The organism is Enterobacter sp. WI-ESBL-E8 (genome assembly GCF_053364895.1).
In genome coordinates, this window is the sequence record NZ_JBRWXJ010000001.1 from 4,258,291 (window position 1) to 4,270,604 (window position 12,314).

The window sequence follows — 12,314 nt, forward strand, 5'->3', positions numbered from 1 at the left end:
CTGTGGTAACTGTTAGAGACACAACACAACCACATCAGAAGAAAATGGCAGACATTACAGACACCACTCCCCTTTCAACACCACAACATTCAGCGAATGGCGACATCCAGTGGGTGCGCAGCGCCGCTGACGTCTCGCGGCTGGTCAATGACGGTTCTCAGGGACGGGCGAATGCGCGCATCGTCATCGGTATCGCGCTGGGCGGGATTTTCCTCGACGCCTACGATCTCGGCGCGCTGGCCTTCGGCATAAAAGACATCACCCGAGAATTTAACCTTACGCCGGCAGGCACCGGCATGGTGGCCTCGGCCATTACCTTCGGGGCCATTGTCGGGGCGCTGCTCGGCGGCTACCTCACGGACAAGATTGGCCGCTACCGGGTCTTTATGGCCGACATGCTCTTCTTCGTGGTGGCCGCCATCGCCTGTGCGCTGGCACCTAACGAATACGTGCTGGCGGGCGCCCGCTTTGTGATGGGGCTCGGCGTGGGGATCGACCTTCCCGTGGCGATGGCGTTTTTAAGCGAGTTTGCCAAACTCAAAGGCCCGGGGAATAAGGCCTCCAGCGTCGCGATGTGGTGCCCCACCTGGTATGCCGCCATCAGCATCTCGTATCTCCTGGTGCTTTTCTTCTACGCCGTGCTGCCGGAAAGCCACAGCGACTGGCTGTGGCGTTTGATTCTGGGCTTTGGCGCGGTGCCGGCGCTGGTGATTATCGCCATCCGCAGCCGCTATATGAGCGAATCGCCGGTCTGGGCGGCGAATCAGGGCAACCTGAAAGAGGCAGCCTCGATCCTGCGCCAGTCCTATAACATCAACGCCCACGTGCCGCAGGACGCGCTCAGCCAGCCCGCACCCATCGTCAATAAAGCGAAATGGTCTAACTACCTGAACCTGTTTCGCGGCATCTATTTACGCCGCACGACACTCGCCACGCTGCTGTCCGTCGTCTCGTCGTTTGCCTATAACGCCGTGGCATTTGGCCTGCCGGTGATCATCTCCAGCTTCTTTGTCCAGTCGATGCTCACCACCATTCTGATTTCTCTGGTGCTTAACCTGCTGTTTGCCTTCGTCGGCGGGCTGCTGGCGGTACGCTACGTCCCGCGCTTCGGTGCCTGGCGGATGTCGCTTGCGGGCTACGCCTGCCAGCTAGTCGCGCTGCTCGGGCTGGCGCTGGTCGGGCGGCCAGAAGGCGCAGCGGAAGGTGTGGTTGCCGTCGGCATGCTGGCGCTGTTCCTGTTCGGTCAGGGCTTCGGCCCGGGCGCGCATACCATGACGTTTGCCTCGCTGAGCTACCCGACCTCGCTGCGCGGCGTCGGCGTGGGTCTCAACCAGACGCTGATGCGCAGCAGTTCCACGGTGTCGCTGTTCCTGTTCCCGCTGCTGGTTGCATCCCTCGACACTGCCGTGTTCTGGGTGATTGCGCTGGCGCCGTTTATCGGTCTGGCCTCGCTGCTGACGATCCGCTGGGAGCCGTCCGGGTATGACGTGGATGCGGAGGATTACCGCTAATGACCTCGCTTCGGTGGGTTAACCCCACCGAAGGGTTCTTACAAATTATCCAGCAGCGTTCGGGAAAGTTTTTTCAGCATCTCAAGCTCTTCATCATTCATCCGCATGCTGCAGCGAATCTGGTCCGGCAGCGCCATCACCTGCTTTTTCAGTGCGTTAGCCTTCTCCGTCAGAACAACATTTTTCATTCTTTCGTCACCCACAACCGCGATACGGTTGAGAAACCCCTTTGCCTCAAGCTTTTGTACCAGCGGGGTCAATGTGCCCGAATCAAAAAACGTCTTATCGCTGAGATCGCGAAGTGGAATATTGTCTTTCTCATAAAGCGCCATCAAAACAACAAATTGCGGATAGGTCAGATCCATTTCCTGCAATAAGGGACGATATTGCCGAACGAACGCGTTGGTGACCGAGTACAGTGAAAAGCAAAGTAAATCATCTAATGTCTTGTTTTCTTTCATTTCTCTATCAACCCTGAGTCAGTTTTATAAAAAAAATTATAAATAAAGTTTGACTAAAAGTATCTTGCGCGCAAGTATTACAGCAACAACTTAGTAGCGCACTACTTAAATAACGTCACCGTTTAACACTCGCTTAAAGAGGTACTACCATGAAAACATTAACCGCCATCCTGGTTTCTTCCGTATTCGCGTCAGCCGCAGCGTCCGCTCACACCACCAATACCCCTACCCCGACCGCAGGCGTACAGGCATTTCTTAATGTTCTCAATTCAGGCAAGGGTAAGCCAATGGAACAGATGACTCCGCAGGAGGCCCGCCAGGTACTGATCGGCGCGCAGCAAGGCGCAAAACTGCCCCCCGCTCAGGTTTCAGAAAAAACGATCCAGGTAAATGGTCAGGCGATCAAACTGAAAATAGTGAAACCTGAAAACGCAACCGGCACGCTGCCGGCATTTATGTTCTTCCACGGCGGCGGTTGGGTGCTGGGTGATTTCCCAACCCACGAACGCTTGATCCGCGATCTCGTTCGCGCGTCGGGTGCCGCAGCGGTTTACGTTGATTACACGCCGTCACCTGAGGCCCATTTCCCGGTAGCCATTAATCAGGCCTATGAAGCGACAAAATGGGTAGCCGGGCACGGTCAGGAAATTGGCGTGGACGGTAGCCGTCTGGGTCTGGTCGGTAACAGCGTGGGCGGCAATATGGTGGCTTCCGTGGCGCTGCAGGCAAAACAGTTCAATGGGCCAAAAATTCGCTACAACGTCATGCTCTGGCCTGTTACCGATGCAAATTTTGATACTGCCTCGTATAACCAGTTCGAGAACGGCTATTTCTTGTCGAAAAACATGATGAAATGGTTCTGGGATAACTACACCACCAACGCAGCCGATCGCAACAATATCCTTGCCTCTCCGCTTCGCGCCAGTGCCGCGCAGTTGAAAGGCTTCCCCGAGACGCTGATTCAGACAGCAGAGCTGGACGTTCTGCGGGATGAAGGTGAAGCATTCGGGCGTAAACTGGATGCGGCTGGCGTCCCGGTGACCGTCACGCGCTATAACGGCATGATCCACGATTACGGCCTGCTCAATCCACTGAGCGAAGAGCCTACGGTCAAGGTTGCTCTGGAGCAGGCTGGCGCAGCGCTGCATGAGCACCTGAAATAACAGCATCGCGATGTTTATCAGACAGCACGCCCCCTGGGGCGTGCTTTTTTGTTTCGTCTTAACCGCCATCCATAAGCGACTCATATGACAGCCTTCAATTCTGCCAGGGCATACTGAAACGACCCCGATGATGAGCGGATGGATGCAGCATGTTAGCAGCTCAGGTCACTGATAATACGTATAAAGGCTGGCAGGCGTCGCTTGCCCTGCAGTTTTGTCACACCCCTGAGAAAACCCTCCTGCACTCTGCTCATCACCTCGGGCCGCTCACCGTTCAGCGGCCGTTTTATCCTGAAGGCGAAACCTGCCACCTCTATCTGCTGCACCCACCCGGTGGCGTTGTGGGCGGCGATACGCTGGATATTTCTGTCCGGCTGGACGCCAACAGCCACGCGCTCATCACCATGCCCGGCGCCAGCAAGTTTTATCGCAGCAGCGGCCCTCAGGCCTGCCTCAATCAGCACTTTTATCTCGATGAAGACGCCATCCTTGAATGGCTGCCGCAGGACACCATTATTTTTCCCGGTGCGAATGCCGCGCTGCGCTCCGTCTTCCACCTGAAGGCCTCCAGCACGCTGCTGACGTGGGAGCTGTACTGCCTGGGACGACCGGTGATCGGTGAAACCTTCAGCCACGGCACGCTGGAGAGCCGTCTTGAGGTCTGGGTCGACGACGCGCCGCGCCTGATTGAGCGCCAGCATCTCAGCCATGGCGATCTCACGCCCGTTGCCGGGCATCCGTGGCTCGGCACGCTGCTGTTCTATCCGGCCGGGGAAGCGCATCTCGACACGGTACACGAGCGGCTCGCCCCGCTGGGTACCTTTGCCGGCGCAACGCTCACTGACGATCTGCTGTCGGTGCGTTTTCTCTCCCACGATAACCTGATTTGTCAGCGGGTGATGCGCGACATCTGGCAGTCGCTTCGCCCGCTTCTCACCACTAAAACCGCCTGTTCGCCGCGTATCTGGCAGACATAAGAGAAACGTTATGGAACTGACCCCCAGAGAAAAAGACAAGCTGTTGCTGTTCACCGCCGCGCTGGTTGCCGAACGCCGCCTTGCGCGCGGGGTAAAGCTCAATTATCCGGAATCGGTCGCGCTGATCAGCGCCTTCATTATGGAAGGCGCCCGCGATGGCGAAACCGTCGCCTCGCTGATGGAGGCGGGCCGACACGTTCTGACGCGCGACCAGGTAATGGAGGGCGTGCCGGAGATGATCCCGGATATCCAGGTGGAAGCGACCTTCCCGGACGGATCCAAGCTCGTCACCGTTCATAACCCGATCGTCTAAGGAGCGCGTGATGAACCCAGGCGAATATCAGATCCAGCCCGGCAATATTGCCCTCAACGTCGGGCGTGAAACCCGGCGCGTCATCGTCGAAAACCACGGTGATCGGCCGATCCAGGTCGGATCGCACTACCACTTTTACGAGGTCAACCCGGCGCTGAAGTTTGACCGGGAAACCACCAAAGGCTACCGGCTGAATATTCCGGCGGGCACCGCCGTGCGTTTTGAACCCGGCCAGAAGCGCGAAGTGACGCTGGTTGAGGTTACGGGCGCACAGCGCATAGTCGGTTTTCGCGGCGAGGTGATGGGAGAGGTGAAACATGGCTGAAATTTCGCGCCGGGCTTACGCCGATATGTTCGGCCCTACCACCGGCGATAAGGTGCGGCTGGCCGACAGCGAGCTGTGGATAGAAGTGGAAGACGATCTCACCACCTACGGCGAAGAGGTCAAGTTCGGCGGCGGGAAGGTGATCCGCGACGGCATGGGTCAGGGACAGATGACCGCAGACGACTGCGTGGATCTGGTGCTCACCAACGCGCTGATCGTCGATCACTGGGGGATCGTGAAGGCCGATATCGGCGTGAAGAACGGGCGGATCTTTGCCGTCGGCAAAGCCGGCAACCCGGATATTCAGCCCGCCGTAACGATCCCGATAGGCGCCGCGACGGAAGTCATCGCTGCCGAAGGGAAGATCGTTACCGCCGGCGGGATCGACACCCACATCCACTGGATCTGCCCGCAGCAGGCGGAAGAGGCGCTGGTCTCCGGCGTCACGACGATGATCGGCGGCGGTACCGGACCGGCGGCAGGCACCAACGCCACCACCTGCACGCCGGGGCCGTGGTATATCGCCCGCATGCTGCAGGCTGCCGATACCCTGCCGGTAAATATCGGCCTGCTCGGCAAGGGCAACGGTTCAAACCCGGATGCCCTGCGCGAGCAAATCGCCGCCGGCGCCATCGGTCTGAAGATCCACGAAGACTGGGGCGCGACGCCTGCGGCCATCAACTGCTCGCTGGAGGTGGCCGAAGAGATGGATATCCAGGTGGCGCTGCACAGCGACACGCTGAACGAGTCCGGATTTGTGGAAGACACGCTGGCCGCCATTGGTGGGCGCACTATTCACACCTTCCACACCGAGGGGGCAGGCGGCGGCCACGCGCCGGATATCATCACCGCCTGCGCGCACCCGAATATTCTGCCCTCTTCCACCAACCCGACGCTGCCCTACACGGTCAATACCATCGACGAGCATCTCGACATGCTGATGGTCTGTCACCACCTCGATCCGGATATCGCCGAGGACGTGGCGTTTGCGGAATCCCGCATTCGTCGTGAAACCATCGCCGCTGAAGACGTGCTGCACGACATCGGCGCATTCTCGCTCACCTCGTCAGATTCGCAGGCCATGGGCCGCGTCGGAGAAGTGATTATTCGCACCTGGCAGGTGGCGCACCGCATGAAGGTCCAGCGCGGCGCGCTGCCGGAAGAGACCGGCGAGAACGACAACTTCCGCGTGAAGCGCTACGTCGCCAAATACACCATTAACCCGGCGCTTACCCACGGCATTGCCCACGAAGTCGGTTCGATTGAGGCGGGCAAGCTGGCGGATCTGGTGGTCTGGTCCCCGGCGTTCTTCGGCGTCAAGCCCGCCACTATCGTCAAGGGCGGAATGATCGCCTGCGCGCCGATGGGCGATATCAACGCCTCGATCCCTACGCCGCAGCCTGTGCACTACCGTCCGATGTTTGGCGCGCTGGGCGCCGCGCGACACGCCACCCGGCTGACGTTTGTCTCACAGGCCGCCAGCGCCAACGGCATCCCGCAACGGCTCAACCTGCAGAGCGCTACCGCGGTGGTGAAAGGCTGCCGGACGGTGAAAAAGGCGGACATGATCCACAACGGCCTGCAGCCGAATATCACCGTCGATTCGCAAACCTACGAGGTGCGCGTCGACGGTGAACTGATTACCAGCGAACCGGCTGACGTTCTGCCGATGGCGCAACGCTATTTCCTGTTTTGAGGAGTGATGATGATCTATTTAACCCAACGCCTGGACCATGCGCACCCGATTACCGCCAGCGTCACGCTGCCGATTGACGTGCGGGTGAAAAGCCGCGCCCGCGTGGCGCTGAACGACGGTCGCGAAGCCGGGCTGATGCTGCCGCGCGGCCTGCTGCTGCGCGGGGGCGACCTGCTGACTACCGACGACGGCAGCGAGGTGATTGAGGTGATCGCCGCGCCGGAGTCCGTCTCCGTGGTGCGCTGCGCCGATCCGTTCCTGCTCGCCCGCGCCTGCTACCACCTGGGCAACCGCCACGTGCCGCTGCAGGTCATGCCCGGCGAGCTGCGCTATCACCACGATCACGTTCTCGACGATATGCTGCGCCAGTTCGGGCTGGAGGTGGCCTACGCCAGCCTACCGTTTGAACCGGAAGCGGGCGCGTATGCCAGCGATGCCCACAGCCATAGCCACTCTCACGCCCATTCACATTAAGGATCCATCATGCGTAAGTATTTACCGCTGTTACTGCTGGCCGTTTCCGTACCCGCACTCGCCCATCCCGGCCACGGCGCCGACAGCTTTCAGGCCGGTTTTCTCCACCCGCTGACCGGGCTCGATCACCTGCTGATGCTTGCGGGCGCAGGCGTGCTCTCGGCGCTGAGCGGCCGCAAGCTCCTGCTGCCATTTGCCACTCTCGGGATGATGCTTGTAGGCGCCATCGCGGGCAGCCTGCTCGGAGGCTTTAGCGGCATGGAGATGCTGATTATCACCTCGCTGGCGGTCTGCGGCGTGATGATGTTTAAAACTGAAAACCGCCTGCTGCTGGCGGTACCGGCTCTGGCGATGTTCCACGGCTGGGCGCACGGCGTGGAGATGTCCGGCCACAGCTTCTGGCTCTTCACCAGCGGATTTATGTTCGCCAGCGCCACCGTGCTGTGCGCCAGTTTCGCCGCAGGCTTGCTGCTGCGCCGTCACGACGGCCTGCGTAAAACCTTCGGCGGCGGGCTGATCGTCTCTGCCCTGCTGGCGTTGATGGGCTAATGGACGCTTCTCGCCAGCGGCTGCGCCTGATGCAGCTCTCCAGCAGCAGCCTGCCGGTCGGGTCGTTTACCTGGTCGCAGGGGCTGGAGTGGGCCGTTGAAGCCGGCTGGGTTGCCGACGCAGGGGACTTTAAGCGCTGGCAAATCCAGCAGATGGAGCAGAGCTTTTTCTGCGTCGATCTGCCGCTGTTTCACCGTCTCTGCCAGGCCTGCGTGCAGGACGATCTGCAGGCGGCCACGCGCTGGACGTCCTGGCTGCTCGCCTGCCGGGAAACGCGCGAGCTGCGCGACGAGGAGCGCAACCGCGGGGCAGCCTTTACGCGCCTCATCAAGAGCTGGGAGCCCGACTGTCCGCCCGCGTGGCTGGCGCTATGTCAGCAAAGCCAGCTCTGCGGCATGGCATGGCTCGGCGCGCGCTGGGGCATTAGCGTACGCGAGCTGGCCCTGAGCCTCGGATACAGCTGGATGGAGAGCGCGGTAATGGCGGGCGTCAAGCTGGTGCCGTTTGGGCAGCAGGCGGCGCAGCAATTGATTATCGAACTGAGCGACCATTTTGCTGCCCGGTTTGAACAGGCGTTTTTATGCAGTGACGACGAGATAGGCGCGGCGACGCCGCTGTCCGCGATCGCCTCTGCGCGGCACGAAACACAATATTCACGACTATTCCGTTCCTGAGGAAGCAACATGGCTGATTACAAACATCCCCTGCGCGTGGGCGTGGGTGGCCCGGTGGGGTCGGGTAAAACCGCGCTGCTGGAAGCGCTCTGCAAGGCAATGCGCGACACGTATCACCTGGCGGTGGTGACGAATGATATCTACACCAAAGAGGATCAGCGCATCCTGACCGAAGCGGGAGCCCTGGAGCCGGAGCGCATCGTCGGCGTAGAGACCGGCGGCTGCCCGCATACCGCCATCCGCGAAGACGCCTCGATGAACCTTGCGGCGGTAGAAGCGCTCAGCGAGAAGTTCGGCAATCTGGATCTGATCTTCGTTGAAAGCGGCGGCGATAACCTAAGCGCAACCTTCAGCCCGGAGCTGGCGGATTTGACCATCTACGTGATTGACGTGGCCGAAGGGGAAAAAATCCCGCGCAAGGGCGGACCGGGGATCACCAAATCCGATTTTCTGGTGATCAACAAAACCGATCTCGCGCCGTACGTGGGTGCTTCGCTGGAGGTGATGGAGCGCGACACCAACCGCATGCGCGGCGAGCGTCCGTGGACGTTTACCAACCTGAAAGCGGGCGACGGCCTGGCGACAATTATTGCGTTTCTGGAAGAGAAAGGGATGCTGCGGGTATAGTGCGGTTTATCGCCGGGTGGCGGCTTCGCCTGACCCGGCCTACGGTTTTGTAGGCCCGGTAAGCGCAGCGCCACCGGGCAAAAAAACTCACGCCTCCGGCAGTTCCGCCAGCGGCCAGCGCGGACGCACGGACACGCTCAGGTCAGACGTTGCACCGGCGTTCAGACGCACCATCCCGGCGTAGGCGATCATCGCCCCGTTATCGGTACAGAACTCCGGACGCGCATAGAACACTTCCCCGCGACGTTTTTGCATCATCTCAGCAAGCTTCGCGCGCAGCGTGCGGTTGGCGCTGACGCCACCGGCCATCACCAGGCGCTTAAAGCCGGTCTGATCCAGCGCGCGCTTGCACTTGATCATCAGCGTATCGACTACCGCGTCTTCGAACGCACGGGCGATATCGGCACGGGTCTGCTCGCTGTCGTCATTATTGCGGATAGTATTGGCCGCGAACGTTTTGAGGCCAGAGAAGCTGAAATCCAGCCCTGGACGGTCGGTCATCGGACGCGGGAAGACAAAGCGCCCTTCCGTGCCCTGCGACGCCATTTTCGAGAGCATCGGGCCGCCCGGGTAATCCAGCCCCAGCAGCTTGGCGGTTTTGTCGAACGCTTCACCGGCGGCGTCGTCGATTGACTCGCCCAGCAGCTCATACTTGCCAATGCCGGTCACGCTGATCAGCTGGGTATGCCCACCCGAAACCAGCAGCGCCACAAACGGAAACTCAGGCGGATTCTCTTCCAGCATCGGCGCCAGCAGATGCCCTTCCATATGGTGAACCGGAATGGCAGGAACATCCCACGCGAAGGCCAGCGAACGACCAACCGTCGCACCGACCAGCAGCGCGCCGACCAGACCCGGGCCCGCGGTATAGGCCACGGCGTCGATATCGTTTGAACTCAACCCGGCCTCTTTCAGCGCCGCCTGAATCAGGGGAACCGTTTTACGCACGTGGTCACGAGAGGCCAGTTCAGGCACGACGCCGCCGTAGTCAGCGTGCAATTTCACCTGACTATACAGCTGGTTGGCCAGAAGGCCTTTTTCGTCGTCGTAAATAGCGATGCCGGTTTCATCGCAGGATGTTTCAATACCCAGTACACGCATGACTTGTTTTACCTCGTTTCAATACCGCGCAGTGTAGAGCCTGGGCGGGTTGATGTAAAACTTTGTTCGCCCCAGGAAGAAGGCTCGTGTATACTCCTCACCCTTATTAAAGTCCCTTTCAAAATCGCATCGGTGCTTTACAAAGCAGCAGCATTTGCAGTAAAATTCCGCACCATTTTGAAATAAGCTGGCGTTGATGCCAGCGGCAAACCGAATTTATTAAAGGTGAGAGTTACATGCCGGTAATTAAAGTACGTGAAAACGAGCCGTTCGACGTAGCACTGCGTCGCTTCAAACGTTCATGCGAGAAAGCAGGTGTTCTGGCTGAAGTTCGTCGTCGTGAGTTTTATGAAAAACCAACGACCGAACGTAAGCGCGCTAAAGCTTCCGCTGTGAAACGTCACGCGAAGAAACTGGCTCGCGAAAACGCACGCCGTACTCGTCTGTACTAATTGGTTGAGGGCCTCAGCCCTCAATTGACAGACAGAGTAATAGTCGTAAGGCCGTGCTTCCGGAAGGAATGCGCGGCTTGTTTTCGTTTATGAGTCGCTAAAAATAACGGGGCATATGGCCGGAAGAATCCCACGCGTTTTCATCAATGACCTGCTCGCCAGAACCGACATCGTCGATCTCATCGACGCGCGGGTAAAGCTGAAAAAGCAGGGCAAGAATTACCATGCGTGCTGTCCGTTCCATAACGAAAAAACCCCCTCCTTCACCGTAAACGGTGAAAAGCAGTTTTACCATTGCTTCGGCTGTGGTGCTCACGGTAATGCCGTTGATTTTTTAATGAACTACGACAAGCTCGAGTTCGTTGAAACCGTCGAAGAACTGGCGGCGATGCATAACCTTGAAGTGCCGTATGAAGCAGGCAGTGGGCCAAGTCAGATCGAGCGCCATCAACGGCAAACGCTGTATCAACTGATGGATGGCCTGAATTCGTTTTACCAACAGTCTCTTAAGCACTCTGCGGCTGAGCCTGCGCGTCAGTATCTGAACAAGCGCGGACTGAGCGACGATGTCATTGCGCGTTTCGCTATTGGTTACGCTCCGCCCGGCTGGGACAACGTGTTAAAGCGTTTTGGCGGCAATAGCGAAGATCGTAAGTCTCTCATCGATGCAGGCATGCTGGTCACCAACGACCAGGGACGAAGCTACGACCGCTTCCGCGAACGGGTGATGTTCCCGATCCGCGACAAGCGTGGCCGGGTAATTGGTTTTGGTGGTCGCGTGCTGGGTGATGCCCTGCCGAAGTACCTCAACTCCCCGGAAACCGATATTTTCCATAAGGGCCGCCAGCTCTACGGCCTTTATGAGGCGCAACAGAATAACGCGGAACCTCCGCGTCTTCTGGTCGTCGAAGGGTATATGGACGTCGTGGCGCTGGCGCAGTACGACATTAACTACGCGGTGGCGTCGTTAGGAACGTCCACGACGGCGGATCACATCCAGCTGCTGTTCCGCGTGACCAACAACGTGATTTGTTGTTACGACGGAGACCGCGCCGGACGCGACGCCGCCTGGCGCGCGCTGGAAACCGCGCTCCCCTACATGACCGACGGCCGTCAGCTGCGCTTTATGTTTCTGCCCGACGGCGAAGATCCGGATACGCTGGTGCGTAAAGAGGGCAAAGCGGCATTTGAAGCGCGGATGGAGCAGGCTCAGCCGCTTTCCACGTTTTTGTTTAACAGCCTGATGCCGCAGGTCGATTTGAGTACCCCTGACGGGCGCGCGCAGCTCAGTACGCTGGCGCTGCCGTTAATCAGCCAGGTGCCCGGCGAAACGCTGCGCATCTATTTGCGTCAGGAGTTAGGCAACAAGCTCGGCATTCTGGATGACAGCCAGCTTGAACGTTTAATGCCTAAACACGCTGAAAACGGTGCGGTTCGCGCCGCGCCTCAGCTAAAACGCACAACCATGCGTATACTGATAGGGTTGCTGGTACAAAATCCCGAGCTTGCACCGCAGGTGCCGTCGCTGGCGGGTTTGAACCACGAAAAATTGCCCGGACTTGGCTTATTTTCAGAACTGGTCAACACTTGTTTGTCTCAGCCAGGTCTGACCACCGGACAACTTTTAGAGCATTATCGCGGCACAAAAGAGGCCGCTACCCTTGAAAAATTGTCGATGTGGGACGATATAGCAGATAAGGACATTGCAGAAAAAACGTTCACCGACTCACTCAACCATATGTTTGATTCGATGCTCGAGCTGCGCCAGGAAGAGTTGATTGCTCGCGAGCGCACGCACGGTTTGAGCAGCGAAGAACGCCGGGAGCTCTGGATGATAAACCAGGAACTGGCGAAGAAATAAGTCAAAGACAATAGTATTTAACGGCTTAAGTGCCGAATATCGATCGGGAAGCCCCCGGCAGCCGCACTGAGAGGCAGCGGCAAAAATATAAGTACGCCCTCGCTTTAAAGGTTGGCAGCCCCATCGCCGA

The 12,314-nt window shown here is 58.9% G+C and carries 14 protein-coding genes; 12 read left to right on the plus strand and 2 right to left on the minus strand.

The genetic code is table 11. The features are described 5' to 3' along the window. Positions 1–44 precede the first annotated feature (44 nt). Entirely contained in the window at positions 45–1,511 is a 1,467-nt protein-coding gene (locus ACWHWP_RS20150) for an MFS transporter (protein WP_447856206.1), read from the plus strand. 38 nt (positions 1,512–1,549) lie between these two features. Here ACWHWP_RS20150 and ACWHWP_RS20155 read toward each other — a convergent pair whose 3' ends face one another. Continuing rightward, the gene (locus ACWHWP_RS20155; RefSeq protein WP_447856207.1) at positions 1,550–1,972 is read right to left on the minus strand and encodes a MarR family winged helix-turn-helix transcriptional regulator; all 423 of its coding nucleotides are present in this window, start codon (positions 1,970–1,972) and stop codon (positions 1,550–1,552) included. Positions 1,973–2,121: 149 nt separating this feature from the next. Between ACWHWP_RS20155 and ACWHWP_RS20160 the strand changes: the two genes are divergently transcribed. The 9 genes from ACWHWP_RS20160 (at position 2,122) to ureG (ending at position 8,770) form a co-directional block, all read left to right on the plus strand. Further along, positions 2,122–3,135: an alpha/beta hydrolase gene (locus ACWHWP_RS20160; protein ID WP_059310575.1), complete on the plus strand. Its 1,014-nt coding sequence runs from the start codon at positions 2,122–2,124 to the stop codon at positions 3,133–3,135. A gap of 149 nt (positions 3,136–3,284) precedes the next feature. Next, the gene (locus ACWHWP_RS20165; RefSeq protein WP_447856208.1) at positions 3,285–4,112 is read left to right on the plus strand and encodes an urease accessory protein UreD; all 828 of its coding nucleotides are present in this window, start codon (positions 3,285–3,287) and stop codon (positions 4,110–4,112) included. Positions 4,113–4,122: 10 nt separating this feature from the next. After that, complete coding sequence (locus ACWHWP_RS20170; RefSeq protein ID WP_003862556.1) at positions 4,123–4,425, plus strand: urease subunit gamma; 303 nt, start codon at positions 4,123–4,125, stop codon at positions 4,423–4,425. A 10-nt stretch (positions 4,426–4,435) separates the two neighbouring features. Further along, positions 4,436–4,750: an urease subunit beta gene (locus ACWHWP_RS20175; protein WP_059310573.1), complete on the plus strand. Its 315-nt coding sequence runs from the start codon at positions 4,436–4,438 to the stop codon at positions 4,748–4,750. Next, complete coding sequence (ureC, locus tag ACWHWP_RS20180) at positions 4,743–6,446, plus strand: urease subunit alpha (protein WP_063432390.1); 1,704 nt, start codon at positions 4,743–4,745, stop codon at positions 6,444–6,446. The genes ACWHWP_RS20175 and ureC overlap by 8 nt, the downstream gene beginning before the upstream one ends. Before the next feature lie 9 nt (positions 6,447–6,455). After that, complete coding sequence (ureE, locus tag ACWHWP_RS20185; protein ID WP_063432388.1) at positions 6,456–6,920, plus strand: urease accessory protein UreE; 465 nt, start codon at positions 6,456–6,458, stop codon at positions 6,918–6,920. A 9-nt stretch (positions 6,921–6,929) separates the two neighbouring features. Further along, positions 6,930–7,469 (plus strand): HupE/UreJ family protein, encoded by a 540-nt coding sequence (locus ACWHWP_RS20190; protein ID WP_059310570.1) that lies wholly within the window; start codon positions 6,930–6,932, stop codon positions 7,467–7,469. After that, the gene (locus ACWHWP_RS20195) at positions 7,469–8,143 is read left to right on the plus strand and encodes an urease accessory protein UreF (RefSeq protein WP_063432386.1); all 675 of its coding nucleotides are present in this window, start codon (positions 7,469–7,471) and stop codon (positions 8,141–8,143) included. Before ACWHWP_RS20190 ends, ACWHWP_RS20195 begins: the two co-directional genes overlap by 1 nt. A gap of 9 nt (positions 8,144–8,152) precedes the next feature. After that, positions 8,153–8,770, plus strand: coding sequence for an urease accessory protein UreG (ureG, locus tag ACWHWP_RS20200; protein WP_014071813.1), 618 nt, complete (start codon positions 8,153–8,155; stop codon positions 8,768–8,770). Between the two features lie 87 nt (positions 8,771–8,857). Here ureG and tsaD read toward each other — a convergent pair whose 3' ends face one another. Beyond that, positions 8,858–9,871, minus strand: a complete 1,014-nt coding sequence (tsaD, locus tag ACWHWP_RS20205; RefSeq protein WP_029741753.1) for a tRNA (adenosine(37)-N6)-threonylcarbamoyltransferase complex transferase subunit TsaD — start codon at positions 9,869–9,871, stop codon at positions 8,858–8,860. A gap of 236 nt (positions 9,872–10,107) precedes the next feature. On the opposite strand from tsaD, the gene rpsU reads away from it, so the two are divergent. Next, positions 10,108–10,323 (plus strand): 30S ribosomal protein S21, encoded by a 216-nt coding sequence (gene rpsU, locus ACWHWP_RS20210; protein ID WP_001144069.1) that lies wholly within the window; start codon positions 10,108–10,110, stop codon positions 10,321–10,323. Positions 10,324–10,438: 115 nt separating this feature from the next. Further along, positions 10,439–12,184: a DNA primase gene (gene dnaG, locus ACWHWP_RS20215; protein WP_047347803.1), complete on the plus strand. Its 1,746-nt coding sequence runs from the start codon at positions 10,439–10,441 to the stop codon at positions 12,182–12,184. Positions 12,185–12,314: the final 130 nt, after the last annotated feature.

What these genes read in the sequence shown, in the direction of transcription:
- ACWHWP_RS20155 (WP_447856207.1), bottom strand. Translation starts at nt 1,972, where the DNA reads ATGAAAGAAAACAAGACATTAGATGATTTACTTTGCTTTTCACTGTAC.
- ACWHWP_RS20190 (WP_059310570.1), top strand. Translation starts at nt 6,930, where the DNA reads ATGCGTAAGTATTTACCGCTGTTACTGCTGGCCGTTTCCGTACCCGCA.
- ACWHWP_RS20175 (WP_059310573.1), top strand. Translation starts at nt 4,436, where the DNA reads ATGAACCCAGGCGAATATCAGATCCAGCCCGGCAATATTGCCCTCAAC.
- ureG (WP_014071813.1), top strand. Translation starts at nt 8,153, where the DNA reads ATGGCTGATTACAAACATCCCCTGCGCGTGGGCGTGGGTGGCCCGGTG.
- ACWHWP_RS20170 (WP_003862556.1), top strand. Translation starts at nt 4,123, where the DNA reads ATGGAACTGACCCCCAGAGAAAAAGACAAGCTGTTGCTGTTCACCGCC.
- ureE (WP_063432388.1), top strand. Translation starts at nt 6,456, where the DNA reads ATGATCTATTTAACCCAACGCCTGGACCATGCGCACCCGATTACCGCC.
- ACWHWP_RS20160 (WP_059310575.1), top strand. Translation starts at nt 2,122, where the DNA reads ATGAAAACATTAACCGCCATCCTGGTTTCTTCCGTATTCGCGTCAGCC.
- ACWHWP_RS20195 (WP_063432386.1), top strand. Translation starts at nt 7,469, where the DNA reads ATGGACGCTTCTCGCCAGCGGCTGCGCCTGATGCAGCTCTCCAGCAGC.
- ureC (WP_063432390.1), top strand. Translation starts at nt 4,743, where the DNA reads ATGGCTGAAATTTCGCGCCGGGCTTACGCCGATATGTTCGGCCCTACC.
- ACWHWP_RS20165 (WP_447856208.1), top strand. Translation starts at nt 3,285, where the DNA reads ATGTTAGCAGCTCAGGTCACTGATAATACGTATAAAGGCTGGCAGGCG.
- rpsU (WP_001144069.1), top strand. Translation starts at nt 10,108, where the DNA reads ATGCCGGTAATTAAAGTACGTGAAAACGAGCCGTTCGACGTAGCACTG.
- ACWHWP_RS20150 (WP_447856206.1), top strand. Translation starts at nt 45, where the DNA reads ATGGCAGACATTACAGACACCACTCCCCTTTCAACACCACAACATTCA.
- tsaD (WP_029741753.1), bottom strand. Translation starts at nt 9,871, where the DNA reads ATGCGTGTACTGGGTATTGAAACATCCTGCGATGAAACCGGCATCGCT.
- dnaG (WP_047347803.1), top strand. Translation starts at nt 10,439, where the DNA reads ATGGCCGGAAGAATCCCACGCGTTTTCATCAATGACCTGCTCGCCAGA.